At 51.1% G+C, this 23,197-nt stretch carries 26 protein-coding genes, 1 rRNA gene and 1 riboswitch; of the genes, 2 read left to right on the forward strand and 25 right to left on the reverse strand.

The genetic code is table 11. The features are described from left to right. Window positions 1-19: 19 nt before the first annotated feature. From C7820_RS32025 to C7820_RS32085, 13 genes are all read right to left on the reverse strand, one after another. Entirely contained in the window at window positions 20-973 is a 954-nt protein-coding gene (locus C7820_RS32025) for a ribose-phosphate diphosphokinase (RefSeq protein ID WP_105442434.1), read from the reverse strand. 104 nt (window positions 974-1,077) lie between these two features. Beyond that, complete coding sequence (gene glmU / locus C7820_RS32030; protein ID WP_163883102.1) at window positions 1,078-2,469, reverse strand: bifunctional UDP-N-acetylglucosamine diphosphorylase/glucosamine-1-phosphate N-acetyltransferase GlmU; 1,392 nt, start codon at window positions 2,467-2,469, stop codon at window positions 1,078-1,080. A gap of 123 nt (window positions 2,470-2,592) precedes the next feature. Then, window positions 2,593-2,877 (reverse strand): septation regulator SpoVG, encoded by a 285-nt coding sequence (spoVG, locus tag C7820_RS32035; RefSeq protein ID WP_076176659.1) that lies wholly within the window; start codon window positions 2,875-2,877, stop codon window positions 2,593-2,595. A gap of 194 nt (window positions 2,878-3,071) precedes the next feature. Continuing rightward, window positions 3,072-3,902, reverse strand: a complete 831-nt coding sequence (purR, locus tag C7820_RS32040; RefSeq protein ID WP_076176658.1) for a pur operon repressor — start codon at window positions 3,900-3,902, stop codon at window positions 3,072-3,074. Between the two features lie 120 nt (window positions 3,903-4,022). Beyond that, window positions 4,023-4,877, reverse strand: a complete 855-nt coding sequence (ispE, locus tag C7820_RS32045; RefSeq protein WP_116234468.1) for a 4-(cytidine 5'-diphospho)-2-C-methyl-D-erythritol kinase — start codon at window positions 4,875-4,877, stop codon at window positions 4,023-4,025. Between the two features lie 359 nt (window positions 4,878-5,236). Beyond that, window positions 5,237-5,416 (reverse strand): small, acid-soluble spore protein, alpha/beta type, encoded by a 180-nt coding sequence (locus tag C7820_RS32050; RefSeq protein WP_076176656.1) that lies wholly within the window; start codon window positions 5,414-5,416, stop codon window positions 5,237-5,239. Between the two features lie 134 nt (window positions 5,417-5,550). Beyond that, a complete protein-coding gene (gene veg / locus C7820_RS32055; RefSeq protein ID WP_076176655.1) occupies window positions 5,551-5,826 on the reverse strand; it encodes a biofilm formation stimulator Veg in 276 nt (91 codons plus the stop codon). A 237-nt stretch (window positions 5,827-6,063) separates the two neighbouring features. After that, on the reverse strand, window positions 6,064-6,963 hold the full coding sequence (yabG, locus tag C7820_RS32060) for a sporulation peptidase YabG (protein WP_076176699.1): 900 nt from the start codon (window positions 6,961-6,963) through the stop codon (window positions 6,064-6,066). A 56-nt stretch (window positions 6,964-7,019) separates the two neighbouring features. After that, window positions 7,020-7,910 carry a 16S rRNA (adenine(1518)-N(6)/adenine(1519)-N(6))-dimethyltransferase RsmA gene (rsmA, locus tag C7820_RS32065; RefSeq protein WP_116234469.1) on the reverse strand — a complete coding sequence of 297 codons (891 nt, stop codon included), beginning with the start codon at window positions 7,908-7,910 and terminating at the stop codon, window positions 7,020-7,022. Next, a complete protein-coding gene (rnmV, locus tag C7820_RS32070) occupies window positions 7,907-8,461 on the reverse strand; it encodes a ribonuclease M5 (protein ID WP_116234470.1) in 555 nt (184 codons plus the stop codon). Before rnmV ends, rsmA begins: the two co-directional genes overlap by 4 nt. Before the next feature lie 226 nt (window positions 8,462-8,687). Further along, window positions 8,688-9,857: a resuscitation-promoting factor gene (locus C7820_RS32075; protein WP_116234471.1), complete on the reverse strand. Its 1,170-nt coding sequence runs from the start codon at window positions 9,855-9,857 to the stop codon at window positions 8,688-8,690. Window positions 9,858-10,127: 270 nt separating this feature from the next. Then, a riboswitch (cyclic di-AMP (ydaO/yuaA leader) is annotated at window positions 10,128-10,354 on the reverse strand. 205 nt (window positions 10,355-10,559) lie between these two features. Next, window positions 10,560-11,330: a TatD family hydrolase gene (locus tag C7820_RS32080; protein WP_116234472.1), complete on the reverse strand. Its 771-nt coding sequence runs from the start codon at window positions 11,328-11,330 to the stop codon at window positions 10,560-10,562. Window positions 11,331-11,388: 58 nt separating this feature from the next. Continuing rightward, window positions 11,389-12,669 carry an HD domain-containing protein gene (locus C7820_RS32085; protein ID WP_089549468.1) on the reverse strand — a complete coding sequence of 427 codons (1,281 nt, stop codon included), beginning with the start codon at window positions 12,667-12,669 and terminating at the stop codon, window positions 11,389-11,391. Between the two features lie 323 nt (window positions 12,670-12,992). On the opposite strand from C7820_RS32085, the gene C7820_RS32090 reads away from it, so the two are divergent. Continuing rightward, window positions 12,993-13,247 carry an AbrB/MazE/SpoVT family DNA-binding domain-containing protein gene (locus tag C7820_RS32090; RefSeq protein WP_036712714.1) on the forward strand — a complete coding sequence of 85 codons (255 nt, stop codon included), beginning with the start codon at window positions 12,993-12,995 and terminating at the stop codon, window positions 13,245-13,247. Between the two features lie 304 nt (window positions 13,248-13,551). On the opposite strand, the gene rsmI is transcribed toward C7820_RS32090, so the two are convergent. The 10 genes from rsmI to C7820_RS32140 all read right to left on the reverse strand — a co-directional run bounded on the left by rsmI (window position 13,552) and on the right by C7820_RS32140 (window position 21,434). Then, window positions 13,552-14,436, reverse strand: coding sequence for a 16S rRNA (cytidine(1402)-2'-O)-methyltransferase (gene rsmI / locus C7820_RS32095; protein ID WP_116234473.1), 885 nt, complete (start codon window positions 14,434-14,436; stop codon window positions 13,552-13,554). After that, complete coding sequence (locus C7820_RS32100) at window positions 14,433-15,200, reverse strand: tRNA1(Val) (adenine(37)-N6)-methyltransferase (protein ID WP_076176648.1); 768 nt, start codon at window positions 15,198-15,200, stop codon at window positions 14,433-14,435. The genes rsmI and C7820_RS32100 overlap by 4 nt, the downstream gene beginning before the upstream one ends. Window positions 15,201-15,311: 111 nt before the next feature. Further along, a complete protein-coding gene (gene yabA, locus C7820_RS32105; RefSeq protein WP_076176647.1) occupies window positions 15,312-15,677 on the reverse strand; it encodes a DNA replication initiation control protein YabA in 366 nt (121 codons plus the stop codon). Window positions 15,678-15,706: 29 nt separating this feature from the next. Next, window positions 15,707-16,507, reverse strand: coding sequence for a PSP1 domain-containing protein (locus tag C7820_RS32110; protein WP_076176646.1), 801 nt, complete (start codon window positions 16,505-16,507; stop codon window positions 15,707-15,709). A gap of 45 nt (window positions 16,508-16,552) precedes the next feature. After that, window positions 16,553-17,527 (reverse strand): DNA polymerase III subunit delta', encoded by a 975-nt coding sequence (holB, locus tag C7820_RS32115; protein WP_116234474.1) that lies wholly within the window; start codon window positions 17,525-17,527, stop codon window positions 16,553-16,555. Between the two features lie 139 nt (window positions 17,528-17,666). Beyond that, window positions 17,667-18,110 carry a YaaR family protein gene (locus C7820_RS32120; RefSeq protein ID WP_076176644.1) on the reverse strand — a complete coding sequence of 148 codons (444 nt, stop codon included), beginning with the start codon at window positions 18,108-18,110 and terminating at the stop codon, window positions 17,667-17,669. A 15-nt stretch (window positions 18,111-18,125) separates the two neighbouring features. Continuing rightward, window positions 18,126-18,455, reverse strand: a complete 330-nt coding sequence (locus tag C7820_RS32125; protein WP_036712689.1) for a cyclic-di-AMP receptor — start codon at window positions 18,453-18,455, stop codon at window positions 18,126-18,128. A gap of 175 nt (window positions 18,456-18,630) precedes the next feature. After that, entirely contained in the window at window positions 18,631-19,260 is a 630-nt protein-coding gene (tmk, locus tag C7820_RS32130) for a dTMP kinase (protein ID WP_076176643.1), read from the reverse strand. Continuing rightward, window positions 19,257-20,942 carry an aminotransferase class I/II-fold pyridoxal phosphate-dependent enzyme gene (locus tag C7820_RS32135; protein ID WP_181909264.1) on the reverse strand — a complete coding sequence of 562 codons (1,686 nt, stop codon included), beginning with the start codon at window positions 20,940-20,942 and terminating at the stop codon, window positions 19,257-19,259. The genes tmk and C7820_RS32135 overlap by 4 nt, the downstream gene beginning before the upstream one ends. Before the next feature lie 306 nt (window positions 20,943-21,248). Further along, window positions 21,249-21,434 (reverse strand): sigma factor G inhibitor Gin, encoded by a 186-nt coding sequence (locus C7820_RS32140; protein WP_076176641.1) that lies wholly within the window; start codon window positions 21,432-21,434, stop codon window positions 21,249-21,251. 209 nt (window positions 21,435-21,643) lie between these two features. On the opposite strand from C7820_RS32140, the gene C7820_RS32145 reads away from it, so the two are divergent. After that, a complete protein-coding gene (locus C7820_RS32145) occupies window positions 21,644-22,168 on the forward strand; it encodes a hypothetical protein (protein WP_116234475.1) in 525 nt (174 codons plus the stop codon). 101 nt (window positions 22,169-22,269) lie between these two features. Here the strand turns inward: C7820_RS32145 and C7820_RS32150 are convergent, their stop codons facing one another. Both C7820_RS32150 and rrf read right to left on the reverse strand, forming a co-directional pair. Further along, window positions 22,270-22,686 (reverse strand): hypothetical protein, encoded by a 417-nt coding sequence (locus C7820_RS32150; RefSeq protein WP_116234476.1) that lies wholly within the window; start codon window positions 22,684-22,686, stop codon window positions 22,270-22,272. Window positions 22,687-23,106: 420 nt separating this feature from the next. Continuing rightward, window positions 23,107-23,197 (reverse strand): 5S ribosomal RNA (gene rrf / locus C7820_RS32155); the annotation flags it as partial.

Consider the following 23,197-nt stretch of genomic DNA (forward strand, 5'->3'; position numbering starts at 1 on the left):
GCATATACCTTCCCTTGCCTTATTCGATTTCGAACAGTTTGCTTATGGACAATTCCTCATGCACACGGATGATGGCTTCACCCATCAACGGAGCTACCGACAGAACTTTGATCTTCTTGCTCGGCTCCGGATGCGTAATCGGAATCGTATCCGTCACGATGACTTCGCTGAGTGGAGAATTCTCCAGGCGTTCCATCGCCGGGCCGGAGAAGACGGGATGCGTACAGCAAGCATACACTTCCTTGACGCCGCCTTCCATCAGGGCATTGGCCCCAAGCACGATCGTGCCGGCCGTGTCGATAATGTCATCGATCAAAATGGCCGTTTTGCCTTCGATATGACCGATGATGTTCATAACTTCACTTACGTTCGGTTCCGGACGGCGTTTATCAATGATGGCCAGCGGGGCATTCAGGAAATCAGCCAGTTTTCTGGCACGAACCACACCACCGTGGTCTGGAGACACAACAACCGGATTCTCGATTTGCTTGGAACGGAAATACTGGGCCAGAATCGGCACCCCAAGCAGATGATCAACCGGAATGTCGAAGAAGCCTTGAATCTGCATGGCATGCAGGTCCATCGTGATGACACGGTGGGCACCCGCCTTCTCAATCAGATTCGCAACCAGCTTAGCGGTAATCGGGTCACGGGAACGGGCCTTACGGTCTTGACGCGCATACCCATAATAAGGGATTACGACGTTAATGCTCTTCGCAGAAGCACGCTTCAGCGCATCGACCATGATCAGCAGTTCCATGAGATTGTCATTTACCGGACCGCATGTCGACTGCACGACATAAACGTGGCAGCCGCGAACGCTCTCCGATAATTTTACCTGAATCTCACCATCACTGAAGCTGGTCGTATGGGAATCCCCCATGGGGATGCCGATATAATCCGCAATTTGCTGTGCGAGCTTCGGATTGGAATTGCATGTAAATATTTTTAACTTCGAATCACAATAAGTCATAGAATTAAAACCCTCCGTGCTGGTTCATTGAAATTCTGGCCTGCCTCCATGCCGCTTGAAACCATGTATCTCACACTTCCCGATAAGACGGGGACGCTTTACGTTTAAACCTGCTGCTTGCTTTCCTTCTTGGCTTTGGCCTTGGAGCGAATTTTCTCGGCATACCCCGGTTTATTCTCCTGGCGTTTTCTGGCGATGGCCAGGTCATTTTCAGGAACCGATTGTGTAATCGTCGAGCCCGCGACCACGTAGGCTCCTTTGCCCACTTTCACCGGAGCGACCAGATTCACATTGCTGCCGATAAAAGCATCATCTTCAATTTCAGTCATAAACTTATTATACCCATCGTAGTTGACCGTTATCGCACCGCAGCCGACATTGACGTTCTTGCCTACCGTCGCGTCGCCGACATAGCTTAAATGCGATACCTTGGAGCCGTTATCGATCGTTGCATTTTTCACTTCCACAAAATCGCCGATCTTCACGTCTTCCCCAAGCTTGGATTTCGGACGCAAATATGCATATGGGCCTACCGATGTTCTAGAACCCACTTCTGCCTGATCCAGCACCGAATGCTTGATCGTCACGCCGTCGCCGATGACGGAATCGCTGATATCGCTCTGCGGACCGATCACGCAATCCTCACCGATAACCGTTTTTCCCTTCAGTACCGTGCCGGGATAGATCACGGAGTCGGCTCCAATGGTCACGTCGGCACCGATATACGTTGAAGCGGGATCAATGATCGTGACGCCGTTCAGCATATGACGGATATTAATGCGTTCCCGCATTAATCCTTCAGCCTCTGAAAGTGCACGGCGGTCATTAACGCCGATCGACTCAGCGTAGTCGTCGGTCACATAGCCGAGAACGGTTTCTCCCTCGCCTACAAGAATCCCGATCACGTCCGTTAAATAATATTCCTGCTGGACGTTGTTGTTCGTTACCTTCTCCAAAGCGGCAAACAATTTCGCATTATCAAAAACATAAGTGCCTGTATTGATTTCACGAACCGCATCCTCTTCCGGCGTGCAGTCCTTCTGTTCAACGATACGTAGTACGCTTCCGTCCTCGCTGCGGATCACGCGCCCGTAACCCTGCGGCTGGTCTGTATAGGCGACCAGTACGGTGGCGGCAGCGTTGTTGCTTTCATGCAGCTGCGTCAGTCCCTGCAGTGTCTCGGCTGTGACCAGCGGAGTATCGCCGCAGATGACAATGGTCGAGCCTTCTTCCGAGCCCAGTAAAGCTTTGGCCTGCTTTACTGCATGGCCTGTACCAAGCTGCTGCTCCTGCAGCACATATTCAGCGGCCTCACCCAGATAAGATTGGACAGCCTCTGCCCCGTGGCCAACGATGACAATGCTCCGTTCGCAGTTCACCTGTTTGACGGTATCCACCACGTGCCCAACCATCGGTTTGCCACAGACGGGATGAAGCACTTTGTATAGTTTGGATTTCATTCGTTTTCCCTGCCCTGCGGCAAGAACAATCGCCATTCTTTTCAAGGATCTTGACCTCCTACTCTAGAACTCGCTCAATACTGAATATATCGTATTATAAGCAAAAAGAAAAGAGAGCCATGGTCCTGGCCCTCCTTTCCTTGAACCCCAATTGTAAACTTAAGCGCCTTCCTCGATCACTTCTTCTTCACTGGCAGCGCGTTCATATTCCGCCAGGACGGCCGTTTGAATCTTCTCCCGGGTGCCGGAAGAGATTGGGTGGGCAATGTCGCGGAATTCTCCATCCGGAGTGCGTTTGCTCGGCATAGCAACGAACATTCCATTGTTTCCATCGATGACCCGAATGTCATGAACAACAAATTCGTTATCAATGGTAATGGATGCGATTGCTTTCATTCTCCCCTCGGAGTTAACGCGGCGGAGTCTGACATCCGTAATTTGCATGTGTGTGTTCACCACCTTTTTCCATCAGAGACTTGGTGTATAATTCCACACAGCATGCGCGAAATCCTCTTTTTTAAGTTAACAAAATGTCCTAAAATCAGGAATTTTTTTATAAGAATGTGAGTGTCGACAGACTTCGGAACTATTCGCCGATAAAATATTTTTATCGACAAAATCCGCAGGACTCTTTGACGTTAAGACGGGTCAAAATAATTCCCCGGGCTCACAAATATTTCTTTCGTCTTTGGATCGACCGCCGTCAGTGTCGCCAGGGACACATAATCGTGCAGGAGTCGCTCCTCTGATTCCACCGCTCCCGACTCGACCAATACGCCTACGCCTGCGACTTCAGCATCAAATTCCGCCAGCAGATCTACCATGCCCTGAATGGTGCCGCCCGCCTTCATAAAATCGTCCACGATCAGGACGCGCGACTTTTCCTTCAGCGCCCGCCGCGAAAGGGACATCGTGTGGATGCTCTTATGTGATCCCGACACGTAATTGATGCTCACGGCAGATCCTTCCGTCACCTGATGGTCCCGGCGCACGAGAACAACCGGCAGGTTCAACTGGGCCCCGGTGGCGTAAGCCAGCGGAATCCCTTTGGTCTCCACGGTCATGACCACGTCGATGTCCTTGCCGGAGAATGCAGTGGCAAAAATCTTTCCCGCCTCGTTCATAAGAGAAGGCTGTCCCAGCAAATCGGACATGTACAAATACCCGCCGGGCAGAATCCGGTCCTTCTGCTGAAGCTGGGAACAAAGATCGTTCGCAAACACCAGCGCCTGCTCCTTCGGCATTTTCGGAATATATTTCACGCCTCCGGCGGCCCCGGCCAGCGTCAGCAGGTCCCCGATGCCTTCCTCCTCAAACACTTCCTTGATAATAACCAAATCTTCGCTGATCGAAGACTTGGCGGCTCCGTATCTATCGGCAAATGTGGTGAGCGGGATCAATGTATGCGGTCTGGACAAAAGATACTGCGTCATCTCCACCAAACGCGCGCTTCGCTTTAATTTTTTCACGAAATACTCCTCGCTATCGCTGTATTCATCGGAATCTAAAGCAAAATCACCCAGAAAATCCGAATATTATAGTAAGAATATATCATTTTTGTACGGATTTGTACAACATGGTTGGCGAAGTTAGGTCAATAGGCGCACCGCATACACTTCTTTGCAAAAGCCACGCAGCCCGTTATAGATCCGTGCCACCTTCGATTCCTTGTACACCAGGCCGAATACGGTCGGCCCGCTGCCTGACATCAAAGCCCCGTCCGCGCCGAGACGCAGCATCCCTTCCTTCAGCTGCTGCACTTCGGGATACAGCCTCAGCGTCACATCCTCCAGCACGTTCCCCAGGCGGCTGCATACGCCATGAAAGTCTCCCGCTTCGATCGCGCCGATCATGCCTTGAGCCGACGGATGCTCCTTGACCTGCGCCGCTCTGAACTTGCCGTAGACCTCCGCGGTCGACACATTAATCGGCGGTTTGGCCAAAATCACCCAGCACTGCAGCGGATTCGCCACAGGCGTCAGCCTTTCACCCCGCCCGGTCGCCAGTGCGGTACCTCCAGTCACGCAGAACGGAACATCCGATCCGAGCTCCGCACCCAGCTTCTGCAGCTCCTCTACCGGAATGTTCAGATTCCACAGCCGGTTCAGACCACGCAGGGTGGCGGCGGCGTCACTGCTTCCTCCCGCCAGACCTGCTGCCACGGGGATCTTCTTATCCAGATGGATATGCACCCCGCTCTTGACGTCATACCGGTCCTTAATCAGCCTTGCGGCCTGAAACGCCAAGTTCTTCTCATCCAGCGGTATGTATCCCGCCTGGCTTGAAATAATAATCGTATCCCGGGGCAAAGCCGACATCTCCAGCCGGTCCGCCAGGTCGACCATCGTCATAACCATTTCGACCTCATGGTACCCGTCTGGCCGTTTATGTAATACATCCAGCATCAAATTGATTTTGGCCGGTGCTTTTTCGTAAATTTTCAAGGCGTTCACCCACCCTCAAGATTCCCTCTATCTGGATTGACACAAGCCGCTTCGAATCCTTGGGATCAATCCGAAATCTGGAATGAACCTCAAGCATTTTTCTCTTGGGCTCAATCCAGAGATCTGGAATGAACCTCAAGCTTTTTTTCTCTTGAGTTCAATCCAGAGATCTGGAATGAACCTCAAACATTTTTCTCTTGAGTTCAATCCAGAAATCTGCAACTTCAGATCATTATATCAAACTGAACCAGTCAAGTCATTTTCCGTTTACAGACAAAGGGCGGGAGCGGACACAGCCTTGAATTCAAAAACGGAGAACCTCCCGCTTGGGAGGCCTCCGCCGGCATTGCTGGTGTGAATCAGGATTTACGTGCGGCGGCCTGTTCGGCAAGCTGGATCGCTCTTTTTACCATGTTGCCCGCATCCTTGGCCTTAATACCTCCCCAGCCTTCCTGCTGGACAGTTTCGTAAAATCCCAAATCCTTAGCCAACTCATTCTTCAGCTCATCCGACATGACACTGCGGCGTCTGCGGCTCATGAACATCCTCCTTTGGTTCCATCGGAATTAGGCTGCTGCCATAAGTATTATCCCGCTCCCGGCCGCTCCTCATTCCATATCCCCCTGCCAACTAAAAACAGCCCTCCATCAGGAAGGCTGTTTTGTCATTAAAGTTACGCTTTCTCCAACTCGATCCGGGTGCCGGTATTATCATCGCAAATAATAACCTCCACGGATTCCGTAAGAATATCGGCATAGCTGTATGAAACACGTTTAAAGGTTTGATGCTCTTGATCCAATTTCACAATAAAAACAGATGGGTACGTTTCTTCCAAAACACCAGTACGCTCGACGGTCTTGCGACGACCACCGTTAGCCCGAAGCGAAATCTTCTGACCCACGTGAGCTTCGAGATTGCGTTTGATTTCCAACAGCGTATTTTTAGCCATTGTCGACGACCACCTCTTTCCTTGTCCATTATAACTCGAAAAGATGGTTTTGTCAAATCAAAACAATAATTATATCAGCATCAATTTTAAGTTGTCAACGAATTTTTTTGCGGAAACCCAGCTCATTTCTGCTTACACCCGGATAACAACAAAAAACCGCAATCCGCCGGCAGATTACGGTTCCTGCATTTCGTTATGCTGTCAGGTCAAGTGCTTTTCATGGCATTTCCGGACATGTTAAATGGCCGACGGCGTCACCTTAAGCTTGGTTAAGTCGTTAAGCCGGGGCAGGCCGATGCGGTAGCTCCCGCGGGTTTCAATGCCCCCGACGCCCTGCGTGCCGCTGATCGTATTGTGAAGCACATCCGTCATATTGATCGTATCTCTAACCGATGTAAACGACGCCTTGGCGGCAACATATACCGGATCCAGGGCATGAATCAAGATGCGCCCCGGGGAGCTGGCAAAGTTGGCTCCGGCCTGCAGCAGCGCCTCAAAGTGCGACTGGCATGCGCCGGCGATAATCGTCATCTGATCGTAATGGCGCTCAAACTGGCGCGCCACCTGAATCGCCCTGACGAAGTTTTGCGAGTTTTTATAGCTGTTCAAGCTGTACAAATCATGATTTTGGCGATGCTTCAGTACGCCGTCATGGCCCGTGATCACCACAATATCCGGCCGGACCCGAGGCAGCAGCCGGTACAGGGCGTCCGCCATCCCCGCCTCATTCACATAATGGCCCTCGGCCGGAACCCGAAGCTGCTCATACAGACTCAGGCTCTTTTTCAAATAATTCGGATCTCCATCCAGATGAAGCACCTTCCCGGGGACTTCGAAATAAGCCGGCTCAGCTGTTCCCCATTCCCCGCTTCCGCTCAAGGTGGCCTGATTCCGCTGGGTCTGCTCCTGACGGTGACGTTTCAGTAAACTGAGCGACTCGTTTGCTCTAATATTTGCTTTCTCGGTTTTTTCGCTTACCGGCGCATAAGGGACCCTTACCAGATCATCGAGCGGCGAATCCGCCAGAAGTCTGAACTCCGTTCCCTTAATCACCGCTTCGTCCCTGCGCAAATCCTCGACGCGGAACGCGATATCGCCGCCGTAGGATCTGCGCACGACCAGGTCTCCAATATTCATGAACATCACCCCTACCCCATGGTATGGGCGAATCCCCCTATTGGTTCATCTTTTGTTTAATTTAAGCCGATGCCTTCCTTCCGCAGCAGGTTGCTAAGCACGGCATATTCCTCAATGCTGAGCGTCTCGCCGCGGCGGGACGGGTCGATTCCCGCTGCCTGCAGCAGCTGATCCAGGCGCTCCCGTCCCTCTGTGGGGAAGAAGCGGCTCTTCAGATTGTTCGATATCGTCTTCCGCCGCTGAGCGAACGATGCTTGTACCACCTCGAAGAAATGCCGCTCATCGTCCACCGCAACCGGCGGCTGTTCCCGCACGGCCAGACGGATCACTGCCGATTCAACGTTCGGCTGCGGAATGAATACCGTTTTCGGCACGATACACACCAGCTCCGGCACGCTGTAATACTGCACGGCAATGCTCAGGCTGCCGTAATCCTTCGTGCCCGGCCGGGCGGCCATCCGGTCCGCCACCTCCTTCTGGATCATCACGACGATGTTCTCCAGCGGGAGCCGCTCCTCCAGCAGCTTCATCAAGATCGGCGTCGTCACATAGTACGGAAGGTTGGCCACGACGCTAACTTTGGATACATCGGCAAAATTGCTCTTAAACAGCGCAGCGAGGTCCGTCTTCAGTACATCCCCATGATGTACTTTTACGCCAGGGTATGGGGCGAGAACCTCCTCGAGGATCGGAATCAGCCTCTGGTCGATCTCAACCGCCGTGACGGCCCCTGCCTGCTGGGCCAGCTTTTCGGTCAGGGCGCCGATGCCGGGACCGATCTCCAGGGCACCCTTGGTGGAATCAAGTCCGGCCGCATCCACGATTTTATTTAAAATATTTTGGTCGATCAAAAAATTTTGCCCCAAGCTCTTCTTGAATGAAAAGCCGTGGCGCTGGATGATTTCTTTGGTTCGCCTAGGTGTGGCGATGTCGTCCATGCCGTTCACGTTGTCCGGCCTCCTTCATCTTCAATACGGGCAAGCGCATCCGCGAATTCTTCGCGAGATATTTGAAATATGGCGAGTCGCTTATAAAATTGCTTGCCGTTGCAGTAGCCGATACCGAGGAGGTTGCCCATCGCCATCCGCCGGGCGGCGGCATCCGGGTGCACCATCAACCCCGCCTCCATCAGGTCCTCCATGTCGATCTGGCTTTCCGCCCCCTCATAAGAGGTGTGAACCCGCTCCAAAGCTCTGCGGATCGCCGCAGGCGAGGCGTTCTCCACACCGATATCCCCCTTGCGGGTAGCATCGGCCTCCGGGATAAACGCATGCTTGCAGCCGGGCACCTTGGCCGTAATGATTTTGCGGATTCTTTCGCCGGCGTGGTCCGGGTCCGTCAGCACAATGACCCCCCGCCGTTCCTGAGCCAGCGCGATCCGCTGGAGTATACGCGCATTGATGGCGGAGCCGCCCGTCTCGATCGTATCGGCATCCACCGCCCGCTTCACGGCCACGGTATCATCCCGGCCTTCCACCACAATGACTTCTTTAATCATGATTCATGTCTTCCTTTCGAGTACATTATACCCGTCAATGCCGCCGGACAGCCAAGTCCCTGCAAGTGGGCATAAACCATGATGCCTGTTCAGGTACTTTGCGGGGTCCCGGTATAGACAAACTGCTGTAAATTAACAACAAAAAGAAGAGGAATGCTCCTCTTCTTTAGCATGACATTTTCATGATCATAATACTATAACATTAGAATGGCAAAGTAAAACGAAATTAGTTCAGCTCCGGTTTGACCGGACCAATCACGTACACCTTAAGGCCGGATTTACGGCCAAAGTTGCGTGCTTGCTGGACGGAATCGTAGTATATATCGATTTTATTTCCCTTAATGGCTCCGCCCGTGTCTTCCGCACGACGGAAGCCAATGCCTTCAATGTAAACCCACCATCCCAAAGGAATGACGCTTGGATCAACCGCAATCGTGCGGCCTTCCGCGACGCGTGTTCCTGTGGCGGTGCGTGTGCCGACTCCGGACTCGCCAGACGAATAAGCGGTCATGGATACTTTGATCAGCTTCTTGTAGGAAAAGTCAACGCCGGCCTTGCTGACCCGGTTGTTACTGCTGCTGCTGACCTTCTTCACCTTGGCAGGGGTAGAAGAAGCTTTGGCAACGGCTGTTTTGACTTCGGTCACTACGGGAACAGGCTTTTTCTTCGTGCCGACGGCAATGACCTTATCCTTGGTCACCGTCTGCACTTTTTTGCCCACCATCTTCATGGACACCAGCTTGCCGTCTTTGTACTTCTTCTCAATGTACTGCACCATGACGCCAGGAGATCCCTGCTGAATCACCCGCGACTCGCCTTTGTAAATGCTGGGGTCGGAGGTTTTTACCACCCGGAAGGGGAGGGATTCATGACGCTGTACCACCTGTTTGTTCATCCGGACGATCCGGATGTCCGTGTTGGTGGAGACCGCCGTTTCGACAGCCGGCGTGACAATGTCCGTTTCCTTGACTTTGACGCCGGTTTCTTTCAGCACGTCGCCGACCGTTTTGGCCGTTGTATACAAATGCTTCGTTGCACCATCAGCCGTCACCTTCACAGGACTCGCGCGGTCGATCACGACCTTGTCGCCGTCGGATATAGCCCCGCTCAGCGGCATCGATATTTGGTCCTCGGGTTTCAGACTGATTTCCTGCTCATCCAGCATTTCTTGAAGTAAAGATGTATTGGTCTGTACAGATTTCATTTGACCGTCTACTACCAAATAAACTTGTTTTCGCGATTGACTGTACACGAGTAGCAAGATCATCAGGGTAACCGCGATTGAAACGATAGCTGCAGTGGAGATCTGGCGCAAATTCTCATGCTTCCATCGCAATGCGTAAGACATGCTGGAGATTTTTGAATCATGGGTCTTCTCTGGTTGGAAAACGCCCACTTTCTCGATCCTCCTTCATAGCCTCGCCGTCTAGAGTTATGCATGATTGTATTTGACGCGACTATACTCAATTTTTTACAAGAACCCACAGAAAGCATGCGTTCTTGCACCATGAACCAATCTCTCCATCATGATTTGTCACCTCCTGTTATACAACAGTATGATGACTGCCTCTCCTTTATTCAAAACAAAAGAAGCCGATAGAAAAGAGCTTACGAGGACTCTTTCGTGGCTTCCGGATGTCTGAATATCGGAATTGTCATGCACGAGGGTACCTCTCTTTATCCGCTTACGGGGTTAGCTGTCGGGTTCGGGCGAAAGAGAGCCGCCCTATTCGCGTCCTTACGCTCATGGCGTAAAGCCGTTCAATTCACCCCAGAGACCCAAGAAAGAAATCAAATACGTTTGCGAGCATGGGACCGCTTCCGGTCTGTCATGACCCGCTCCAGTATTGGTTCCCCCGTTCTCCCATGCGGGAGACTCAGCGAGACTGGTTCATGAAAGCTGCGAAGGTAAGACCTTAACGACAGCTCAATGATTCACTGAAAAGATGATATCCTGTTTTGATGCATGTTGTAAAGCGGTAATCAACCACGTTTATTTGAAAAAGTGGTTAAAAAAATGTAATATTCGGCGTTTTGTTTGTTAAAATTCTTTAATCATTCGCTCATGCTCATTTTTTCGGCTGTTTTTCTCCCGATTTCACACAATTCCAAATCGTTCCAGCCCATTTTGGGTGGTAATCTGGGCAATTTCCTCCAGGTCAACCCCCTTAATCTGGGCTGCAGCTTCAGCGACCAGACGGACGTTTGCCGACTCGTTTCTCTTCCCTCGGAAGGGGTGCGGCGTGAGATAAGGAGAGTCGGTTTCGATGAGCAGCCTGTCCATCGGAACCTGAGCCAGGACCTCTTTGGGGACTCTGGCATTCTTGAACGTAATAGGTCCGCCAAACGAAAGATGGAAGCCCATATTCAGGCACAGCTTCGCCGTTTCCCAGCTCCCCGAGAACGAATGCATGACGCCGCCGACCTCGCCGGCCTTCTCTTCCCGTAATATTTTCACAATATCCTCATGGGCGTCCCGGTTATGTATAACAATTGGCATGTTAAGCTCTCGGGCCAGTCCAATTTGCTGGCGGAGGACCCGGTGCTGCACGTCCTTCGGCGAGGTGTCCCAGTAGTAATCCAGTCCAATTTCACCGATGGCCACCACCTTGGGATGACTGCATAAGGATGCAATCCACTCCAGATCGCCTTCCTGCATAAAAACGGCGTCCTGCGGATGCCAGCCTATGGCCGCATATATAAAATCATACGTTTCCACCAGCTTCATCGTCGATGGAATCGTCTCCCGGTTAAAACCAACGTTGATCATCCGGGTTACACCGGCTTGTACGGCATTGTCAATGACCCGCTCCCGGTCCTCGTCGAATTGTTGCGCATCCAGATGGGTGTGCGTGTCGAACAGTTCCATGAATTTGAACTCCTTTCTTGTCGGTAACCCTTATTCCTTTTCGTACGGTATTTTGTCATTAAAGCTTGAAAATGCGGGAAATCGAAGGAGAAAGATCGGTTATCGCCTTTTCCAGTTTATCTTCCGGATAATACAAGTGATATTTCCCGCGGTGAATGCCGCTGATGGAGCGGACAATATCCGACACCTCGGATATTTCCCGCAGCTGCTCCTGGCGGTCGAGCAGCAGGATCTGTTTCTGGCTCGACTCGTCACCCGGACGAAATACATCGTAAGGAAGATCGGTCGGAAAATCAATCTCCAGATCATATTCCGGGTTCATTCCGGCTTGTCCAAACTCCCGGCGGATTTCATCGATCATTTCCAAATCGACGGAGTCCATTTCTACATATTTATACAGTTTGCGGTGCATAAATCGGGTGCACAGCTCGCTGAGTATGCGGTCGTCCTCATAGGACCACTGGAGGAAGGCCGTTTGAATCAGCGCCTCGTCCAGCTTCAGATAAGCTTGCACGTCCAGTTTGTCTTCAAAGAGCTGCGGCAGCGGCTCGACCATAAAGCCAAATGGATAACCATCCTGGTACAGCTCCTTGGCCCGCCGGAAAATTTGGCGCAAAATAATTTCTGAACTGCGGGTTACCGGATGGAAGTAGACCTGCCAGTACATCTGGTACCTCGACATCAAATAATCCTCCACGGCATGCATCCCGGACTCCTTGACCACCACTCTCCCCTGGTAAGGACGGAGCATCCGTAAAATACGGTCAATATCAATCGTGCCGTAGTTCACCCCGGTGTAATAGGCATCCCGAAGCAGGTAATCCATCCGGTCGGCATCCAAGGGGCTCGAAACGAGGTTCACCACAATCGGTTTATCATAGGTCTTCGCGATAACGGCGGATACCTTGTCCGGGAAGTCCGGAGCAATCTCGCTCAGAATATCATTCACTTCCGTATCTCCGGTGACAATCCGGCGCGTCCAGTCTTCATGATTCATATGAAAGGCCTCTTCAATCGAATGGGAAAAGGGGCCGTGTCCGAGGTCGTGCAGCAGCGCCGCACACAACGTCAGCAGCCTCTCTTCTTTCGGCCAATCCGGATACCCGCTGCGCTCAAATTGCGAAATAATCCGCCGTGTAATCTCATATACCCCTAAAGAATGGGAGAAACGGCTGTGCTCCGCTCCATGAAACGTCAAGTACGAGGTTCCAAGCTGCCGGATCCGCCGCAAGCGCTGAAATTCGGTTGTATTAATGAGCCTCCAAATCGTGGAGTCCTGGACGTGAATATAATTGTGAACCGGATCTTTAAAAACCTTTTCCTCACTTAGTGGGTTCATGTTCAGGTCAACTCCATTCATTTTGTGAAATTCGGGTTGTTAAGTGTTTTAATTTTGAAATATTTTTGACAATTGATGTCGATACATGTCGAAATAAGCAGAATTAAGGTTTTCCAAATCGACATTATACTACCAAGGCGATATAATTGGAAAAGAATCCTGATATGAGTGATTTCCTAGCTGTTATGCTATTTGTAAGGTTATTGAACCAAATTTACTGGTTGACTGTTTTGGGAATCGTTGGTATTATTGATATCATTAAAGAGAGAACGTTGTCGAATTATGACATTTTAAAACTATGGCGAGAGGAGCAATGATCAGTTATGATGAAATCAACTGGTATTGTAAGAAAGGTAGACGAACTGGGTCGGGTAGTTATCCCCATTGAACTGCGCCGTACCTTGGGCATTGGAGAGAAAGACGCACTTGAGATTTACGTGGACGGAGAACGTATTATGCTCAAGAAATACGAACCGGCCTGCATCTTCTGCGGCAATGCCGAGAATGTTACTTACTTCAAAGGAAAAATTGTTTGTCACGATTGCATCTCAGAAATCCCAACACCTGTGACAAATTAAGATTTTTAGTATATAATAAGAGTAATTCAAATTGTTAATTCTAACCTTTTTCATATCTCCTTGGTGTCTCCTCGGCTTAGAACCCGGCCGTGGGAGGCATTTTTTTTGATTGAAGACGATATGACCGCTCCAAGGAGAAGAGGAGCAGCCGAACGACGTCCCACCCCGGCTGCTTCCATTTTGCCACAAATTCCCTATCTTCGGAAAAACTTTCATCCCTATAAAAGGCGACTGTCTTTTCAAAAATGTGGTTTACCCACCAATTCTCCCTCTTCTACCTACTGCTCCCTCACCACTGCATTCGTTACAATAGCGCGTTATATACATCTCTTTTGGAAACGCCGCGGTCGGCGGCCGCCTTCTTCATGGCATCTTTCCTTGGCAATCCTTCCCCTTCGTAATGCTGCACATGCTGTTCCACGGTCAACTCCTGCCACCAGGCATCCCGCTGCTTCTGCTCCTCCTTCGGATCCGCGCCTTCCAGAACGAGGCAGTATTCGCCAATCGGGGCATGCTCCTCCAGATACTCGAGGCACTCTTCAATGGTTCCCCTGACAAACTCCTCATATCGCTTGGTCAGCTCACGGGCGAGCACAATTCTCCGATTGCCGAGAATTTCAAGGATGGCCTTGAGTGTCTTCATTACCCGATGAGGCGATTCGTAAAACAGCAGCGTTCCGGATGCCGCCTGCAGCGGCTCCAGCACCGCTTGAATCTCTTTGCGTTCCCTGGGAAGAAAACCGATAAACGTAAATCGCTCGGTCGGAAGCCCCGACACGATCAGGGAGGATAACGCAGCATTGGCACCCGGGACCGGGATAACGGAAATTCCTTGTTCCAACGCCAGCTGGACGAGGTCGGCCCCGGGGTCGGAAATCGCCGGCAGACCGGCATCGCTGACGAGAGCCAAATTTTTTCCTTCTATTATATAGCGTATTAATTCGGGTCCGCTTGCCGCCTTATTATGCTCATGATAACTGAACAACATAGACGGGGAAATGTCGAAATGGGTGAGCAGCTTTCGCGTCTGCCTTGTATCCTCTGCGGCGATGATGTCACAGGCCTTTAGCGTGTTTACCGCCCGAAACGTCATGTCCTCCAAATTGCCGATGGGTGTGGCCACCAGGTATAACGAACCCGGCGCGCCCTCTTCTTTTTCCTGAAAACTGCTTTGTATGCTCAGACTCATTCTTTTCCCTCTTTAGCTCCATAATAAATATCCAGAATTTCCGGACAGTAGCTGTTATTCTCATTATATACAATGAGCGGTGGCAGCAACCGTACCTCCGGCTTGCCCTCCCTCATCGCCTCGACCAGCACCATATTCGCCTCCAAATGGGCCCTCGGATGAACGAAGCGAATCCGTTTCGGCTCCAGCCGATGCTGCCGCATCAGCGATATAATGTCTGCAAGCCGCTGCGGCTTATGAACCATGCTGACTTTCCCGCCGGGCTTGACCAATCTGAAGCAGGTCTGAATAACCTCTTCCAGGGTGCAGCTGATTTCATGGCGGGCGATCGCCTGGTGAGGATTCAGCTTGATATCGCTGCCGTTCAGCGGCATATAGGGCGGATTGACCGTAATAGCGTCATATACGCCGTGCCCGGTCTCCTTGTGTAGCTCCCGCAAATCGCCTTCACGGATGAGAACCCGGTCATTCAAGCCGTTCAGCTCCACGCTCCGCCGGGCCATGTCCGCCAGACGGGGCTGAATTTCAATACCTTCGATGGCCGCCGCGGTACGGGTGGTGAGCAGCATCGGAATGACGCCGTTCCCCGTACACAGGTCGAGCACTCTCCCCTTGGCCGGAATTCCCGCGAAGCGTGCCAGAAGCACCGCATCCATGGAAAAGCTGAACACTTCGTCGCTTTGGATAATATGCAAGTCGTGCGTCAGCAGATCGTCGAGACGTTCCGTCGGCCGCAGACTTACCTGTGATTTATCGATTTTCATTCTTCATTTTCCTTCTCTGCAGCATAGGGTAACCTTCCTTGGTACTTTACATAAAACCATTGTAAACCATAAAAACATTGAAAAAAAACCGTAGGGAGTTATCCTACGGCTTCATTTATTCAGAAAAGACAGGCAGAAAAGGCAATCGCCTTCTGTGCGCAAATGTCCATAATAGACGTTGCATATATGGAAACCTTCGTGATACAGCCTCGCGAGGTTGTCGTATCCTTCCCCCACCACGTCCTCGATCTCATGCTCCTGCTCTGCTGTGGCATGGGCCGGTTGTGGCAGCGGGGATCCTTCCTCCGGTATGGCTCCTTTTAATATTTTGCGCAGCTGCTCATTCTCCAGGCTCAGGCGGTTGTTTTCCTCCAGCAGCTCTTTGATGAGAAGCTTCATTTCACCCAGATCACTGTGAACCTGCTCCATTTGTGTTTCCATCTCTTGAATGTGTGCAAAAATATTTTTCTTTTCCAAGTTTCCACCCCGAAAGTAACCTCTACGGTTTACTTGATGACAACATCATCCAATGGCAGTTCCTTGACCTTGCTGATTTCAAACAGCTGGACATGGACGCTTCGGCTGCCGGCATTGATACCGACCACTTTGCCTTCTCCCAACGATGTGATGACGATTTTGCCTACTGATGGCAGCTCTTCCTTCACACTTTCATAATTATCATGCTCATATTTCAGACAGCACATGAGTCTTCCGCACAAGCCGGAGATTTTGGTCGGATTCAGCGACAAGCTCTGGTCTTTAGCCATCTTGATGGATACAGGCTCGAAATCGCCGAGCCAGGACGAACAGCAAAGGATGCGACCGCATGGGCCGATACCGCCCAGCATCTTGGCTTCGTCACGTACACCAATTTGTCTAAGCTCGATCCGAGTCCGGAAAATACCGGCCAGATCCTTGACGAGCTCGCGAAAATCCACTCTTCCCTCAGCCGTAAAATAAAATATAATTTTATTTCGGTCAAACGTAAATTCCACATCCACCAGCTTCATCTTGAGGCCGTGATCGCGGATTTTATTTAAACAGGTGGCAAAAGCATCCTTGGCGGCCTGCTTGTTCTCTTCCACAACCCGTGCGTCAGAATCACCGGCGATCCGGATGACCTTCTTCAGCGGGAGGACCACATCGGATTCCTGCACCTCTTTTTTTCCAACGACAACCTTGCCGTATTCGATACCGCGCGCCGTTTCGACGATAACGCTGTTATCCTTCTCAATCGGGAAATCGAGCGGATCGAAGTAATAAATTTTGCCCGCCTTTTTAAAACGGACACCCACTACACTGTACAAAAACTAACCCCCTTATATGCCAGAGACCATTGGCTAGCCTTGAAGCTATCCTTCCAAACCGATTAAAAACTGTTCAAGACAGAGTTGGCTATTCACATTGTAGCGCAATTTTTTCCTGCATTCTGCGGCTAAATCCATATAGGAGACCCATTGTGCCGTGCTGCGGGTTAAAGCATGTGTAGACAAAAAGTCCAACTGATCTATGAAAACGATACTTTCGTGCTTACCGTACTGGACGTGAAGCATATCTTTGAACCACAAATGAAACAAATTAAGCAGTGTATCCAAGTGATCGGATAACCCGGCTTTGAACACCTTCTGCCCTGCGGTCACCAGAGCGGAGCTGCCTCGGCCTAGAGCTTCCTTCCCTAATTGTAACACTACGTTTCTAATTTCTGCAAACCAATTCTGTTCCATCAGCTCGCGGCATCCGTCCAGTCCCGACGATAGGTGAACGGCGCATCTGGCAAGCGGTGAAGGGTATCCTTCATCCACCAGCGTCTGCAGCATCAGCCCGGGGCTGAGCGGGGTAAAAGGCACCAGCTGCGCGCGCGACTGAATCGTTGGGAGCAGAGCCTGTCCATTCTCCGTAATCAAAATCGCCACGGCCGGAATGGGCGGCTCCTCCAGAAACTTCAGCAGGCTGTTGGCCGCCTGCACGGTCATCGTATCAGCCTGGTCGATAATATATACCTTCGGATTCTTTGATTCCGAACGATAGGAAAAGACCCGCTGTAAGTCGCGGATCTGGTCGATTTTGATAGACGAACCATCCGGAGCAAGGAGATGAAGATCGGGGTGATTGCCGTGCTCTACTTTGCGGCATTCGAGGCATTGTCCGCAGGCGTCGTCCTCAAGCGTAGTACAGAAGAGCGCTTGGGCAAACGTCCGGGCCGTCTTCATCTGCCCGCTCCCCGCTGGACCGCTGAATATATAAGCATGGCTGACGGAGCTTCGGCGAAGGGCGTTTTGCAGCATTTGCTTTGCCGCATCCTGACCCGCAATATCTGCAAAAGACATATTTCCTCTCTTCCCAATATCGATGGACCGGAAGACGGATCGCCTGGCCGGCGCATCGATGTTACAATACGGCATTCTTTCTATACCTATAGTTTATCATGTACGAAGGGCTTTACCTATTCCTATTTCTTCTAATCTGTCAGAACATCAAATTGATCAGCATACCGCGGATTTCCCCAATCCGCTGCAGCAGCTCGATTTTCCCCTGTTCGCTCTCCAGCATATCGTCGGCCAGTCCCAAAAGGGCCGAGTCGATTTCATCAATCAGATTGTAGCGCTTGCCCCGGCCTCTGCGGTCCCAGCCACGAGCTTCCTTCATCCGGACTCCACGGCGGACCGTATCCTCCAGAAACCGTTTGACCAGCATACGGTAGGCCTTCAACTCGCGGATTGTCATCGATCTAGCGAGACGGTCTCCCTGCATCTGAATCTCTTTAAACCGGCGGTCAAGCTCCTCCTGCGAAACCTTCTCGCCGTGCTGCTGCATGATATCGGAAAACGATTTGGGCTGAATCTGCTTCGCATTGCCCTCGTTAATCTGCAAATCGCTCTTTAGGGGTCTGAACCCCGGATTAATCTTCAATGGATATCTCCTGCCTTAAAAATGTTCGAAACGGTCAACCGGCAGAACGAACACGGTAGCACCGCCGACCTGAACCTCTACGGGGAGCGGCAAATATGAATCGGTCGTACCGCTCATCGGGGTTACGGGAGTAACGAGCTGTTCCCGAACTTTACAGCTGCTGCGGATGACGTTCATCACGGCTTCAACCTGGCTGTCATCCACCCCGATCATAAATGTGGTGTTACCTGCCCGCAAGAACCCGCCGGTACTCGCCAGTTTCGTCGCCCGGAAGTTCGCCTTGACCAGACCTGCCGACAAACGGTTGCTGTCCTTATCCTGTACAATCGCAACGATCAGTTTCATCTTGCATTCCCTCCTCGCTTATTTAGACCTGCCCATCCATATAGATTGAACCAAAGTAAGATGTAATAATCTTTTAAAATAACATTGATGTCCACATTTGCATCATTAATTTAGTTCATTCTATATAGCTGCAGGCTGCTACTGTACTTATTTGACAAAGATCCTCAAAAATCCTTTAAAATCGCTCCTGAAGCACACGGATGATATCCTGTTCCACGGCAGACTGCTCTTTGGAAGCATCAATAACGACGATGCGCTCCGGATAACGGGATGCGATGATATGATAACCTTCCCGTACCTTCTGATGAAAAGATAAACCTTCAAGATCCAGGCGGTTGACCTCGCGTCCCTGATTTGCCGCAATCCGCTGCAGTCCGGTCTCTGGCTCGATATCCAAATAAAAGGTGAGATCCGGCATCCGGTCATGAATGGCGAATTGATTAATGGCCCACACTTCATCCATGCCGAGTCCGCGGGCATATCCTTGATAAACCAGGCTGCTGTCGACGAATCGGTCGCAGATCACCGTGAGGCCTTTCTCCAGGGCTGGTTCCACCTTCTCGGCAAGGTGCTGCCTTCTTGAAGCAGCATACAGAAGCGCCTCGGTTCGGGCATCCATGGCCGTATGGGACGGATTCAATATAATTTCCCGAATCTTCTCGGCAATTTCAATGCCTCCCGGCTCTCGGGTCATCATATAGGGAATGGCGAGCCGGTTAAAATATTCACCAATTTTTCCGATCACGGTTGTCTTCCCGGACCCTTCGCCTCCTTCCAGCGTAATAAATGCTCCTGGACCAGTCATAAATGGCTTCCCTGCTTTCTGTTGTTCTTATATACAATAATAGTTCGTAGATTCGGATCTGCCGCCCCCTGGCACTTCGCACCCGCATTGGACAGGACGCGAAGCCTTGCTGCCGTATCCTCGGTAATTCGCTCTCCCGGATACAGAAGCGGGATTCCCGGAGGATACGGAATGATCATTTCTGCGGCGGTTCTGTCCGCGCAATCCTGAAGAGGAACCCTCTCGGTATCTTCAGCAGGTATGGGCTGCAGGCCGAATGGAATGGGCTCTGAGACGGTGGCCTGGGCTAAAATGTTCCACGTGGAAAATTCGGCAGGGCTGCCTTGCGACTTGGGCGGGCTGGACGCTCCCGTTTGACGTAAATCACCTTCCGCCTCCGCCTCCGCCTGAACGGAATGGCGGCTTTCAGCTGCCGGTGAGGCATCTGCTGATCTCTGGGCGTCCGCCTTCTCTACAGTTATATGCCGGAGGGCATCCAGAAGGTGACGGGTGTCTTCCTCGGTAGATCCCAAGCTGTACACCAGGACGACGTATCGGTCATCGCTCATCTCCGGTACGCAGCCATACGCCTCAAGCCGCTCCTGCAGCTCATACCCGCTCAGGACACCGGTGTCGTCATAAATGACGACCTTGAAGGGGTCCTGCGTGGTATATGCGGCTGCCGCAGGGCGGATAGCCGCCTGCGCAGTGCTGCCCGCCGATGCTGCGCCGGCGGCGTCTTGGGGCTGCTGCCCCTGCGGATGCAGCAGCTTGAAGCGCGGCAGCTCCGCCAGGCCGCGCACTAGGGCATCCACGGCGGCGAGCCCCGCCGTGAAGGCGCCGGCGCCCTGCACATGCAGCAGGCGCCGGGCCAGGTCCAGCGAGCCCATAATCGGGTACGATGGGCTCGAGCTCTGCACCATGGCGAGCCGCTGGCCGAGCAGGCCGCGGTCAATCCGCGGCCCTTGGACGTGCAGCATGGCTCCCATGGTGAGCGCGGCCAGCATTTTGTGCGTCGACTGAACGACGCCGTCCGCTCCGCTGGCCAAGGCACTTCCGGGCAGCCGCGGATGCTGCCCGTAGTGGGCGCCGTGCGCCTCGTCCACCAGCAGCGGTACCCCGTGCTGGTGGCACGCCTCCGCAAGCGGCGCCAAGTCGCTGCCCATGCCGTAATAGTTCGGCATGGTGACCAGCACGCCCTTGGCCTGCGGATAGGCGGCCAGGGCGGCGGTGACGGTCTCTGCGGACGGGGCTACTGCCAGTCCGCTGACCGGATCGGGCTCCGGCTGGATAAAGACCGCCTTCGCCCCCGCCAGCATCAGTCCATGGATCACCGATTTATGGACATTCCGCTGGACGATCAGCAGATCCCCCGGCTTGCTGCAGACCGTCAGAATCAGCGCTATATTTCCGGATGTGCTCCCGCCGACCAGGAAGAAGCTCTCCTCGGCTCCAAAACAATCCGCCGCCAGCGCTTGCGCCTCCCGGATCACGCCCTCCGGGTGATGCAGATCGTCCGTCCCTGTGATTTCGGTCAAATCCGCCTGCAGCACATCCTGCAGAAATCCGGCTCCCCCGGATTCGGTATAGGCCTGTCCTTTTTTATGTCCGGGTACATGAAATGAAGAATAGGCTTTATCTTTCATCTCCTGCATCATCTCGTATACAGGTGCACGTTCCTTGTTCACGTGTTGCTTTTTCATCCCCAGCCATAATCCCTTCCGGTTTCAATCTCTACCCTATTTTATCGCATATTGAATCATCCGGCTAACGGTCACCGTATAAAGTCACTAGAAATAGTGGGTCATTTCTTCAATAAATGCACAATTTACGCAACAGCTTGAAAAGAAATGTCTACCGACGTACAGTTGTGGTAGCCGGACCATATGTATCATTTGTTTCTCTTGCGATGCAGGGGCGGCTTAGTCCCCGCAGCTCATAGTGCTTATAACCTTTTTCTATGCAAAAAAGGGACAGCTTCCCGCTGTCCCCCTGTACAAAATACCTGCTTACGCGTTGGTCTGTAAATTGATTTGTCTCATCTGATGGATAAAATAATGGTATTTGGCGTCTTCGGCATTTGTATGCACCATTTCACATTCGCACTCTTCGCAAATAAATTGTGATATAATGGTGATTCCTTCTTCTTTGACTTGCCCGCAAATAATACAGACGTGTTCGGTTTGATTTTCCATCAACCATCCCACCTTATTTCATTAATTACTATCAAGTATGACTCATTTTCTATTATTTTAAACCTTTTCATAGTGGTTTCATATCCCCCTTTGATTCCTTACATACATATTCCCCGCAATCCCCGCAAGTGTCTGTACAGGAATTTAAAAAAAGTCTTTCAATCAGCCGATATATGAATTAAAGACCTCTAGGAGGTGGAGCGTTCTCCATGCCGGATGAGAATCACGTTAACGCAACCTTTTACCACTATAAATTAATCAAAAAAATACCGGTTTCCCGGCTGCTCGTGCGCCTATATCTGCTTCTTCCCTACATAGCTGTGATTTCATTCATGATCGTCATTTCCTGGACCAGCTGCTTCTATTTTGTTCTCGCCGCACCGGTTATACTCTGGATTCATTATGTTATCTCCCGATCGGTTCTCCTGTTATCAGGAACACCGTTTCGTAAACGATGGAAATTTTCGCTGCGGCTGCCTTGGCTCGGGTATATCACCGACCAACATATCAGCTACCGCCTGTTTCGGAGAGTTTATATCTATATCACTGGATTTGGCCTGCTCCTGCTGGCTGTGATCATGTTTTGGTCACCGGTTCCCTTCACACTGTCCTTGCTGTTCTGGCATCTCTGGTTCCTGCTTCCGCAATATTATGCTTTTCTTCGTTTATTGAAGCAGCGTAAAGACGGTATGATTAAACTGAACGCACAGGACATCTCCTATTATCAGCAGTAGCCATTCGTCATCATTATGATGAACTTGAAGACCCCTCTATATAAGAGGGGTCTTTGGCTTGCACGTATAATTAAAAAACCCGCATCCTTGGATGCAGGTCACTATAAATCGGTATCCACACTTTCAACTGTCGCCTTACCTTTAGTTAAAACGGTCACCGTAAAATAATCTTTATGAATGGTCAAGTTAATTACCCGGCTTTGCTTCTCAAAAACGTGCGAGTTCCCTTCGGCCTCCTCCGTTTTTTCCTTCCAGCCCCACTCTTTGATTTTATTTAAGTAAGCTTCCGGAATCTGTTCATCTTCCTTGAGGCCTTTCATCGAGTAGCGTACATAGTCTAATTTAGAATTACCGGATGTCCGATCAGTACGGTTCGCTTCCTTCGGTACCGGAAAGGTTTTATCGTTCGCAGCTCCTTCAAAGGATGTCCACGAGGGCTCGCTTCTCATACAGCCGGTAAGCAGCAAACAGACGACTCCAAACACAAGAAGAGCATGCAGCCACGGTCTATTGAGCATGTATGTCCTCCTTATATCGCAAAAGTAATAATTATTCAGTTTTCTTAGGCACCCCCAAACATGTACATACATATTATACTGACTACTTCTGCCCTGTCGGTAACAAAAATGTTACTTCGTTTAGAGAGTATACAAACCTTATGCATGATAACGAATAGGCAGCTGCGGTGTTTCGATCTTTTCTAATGACAAAAGATTCATAAACCCATATCATGTCCATTCCGATCCTATGTTCTCAGGACTTCCCTAACGGCCAATTTTATAATGCCGTCTAGTCTACAGGATGCATTCCATGAATAAAAAATTCAATCCTTCCTGTTAATGAATACGACAGGATCTGTTTTTCATAACCCATTTCCTCTCATACACATCATTAAAAACAAAAAAACCACCGTTGATATTCATCAACAGTGGTTCTTCGCTTGGCAACGTCCTACTCTCCCAGGACCCTTCGGTCCAAGTACCATCGGCGCTGGAGGGCTTAACGGTCGTGTTCGGGATGGGTACGCGT

It is taken from the genome of Paenibacillus sp. VMFN-D1 (assembly GCF_003386155.1).
Classification (GTDB): Bacteria; Bacillota; Bacilli; order Paenibacillales; family Paenibacillaceae; genus Paenibacillus_AQ; species Paenibacillus_AQ favisporus.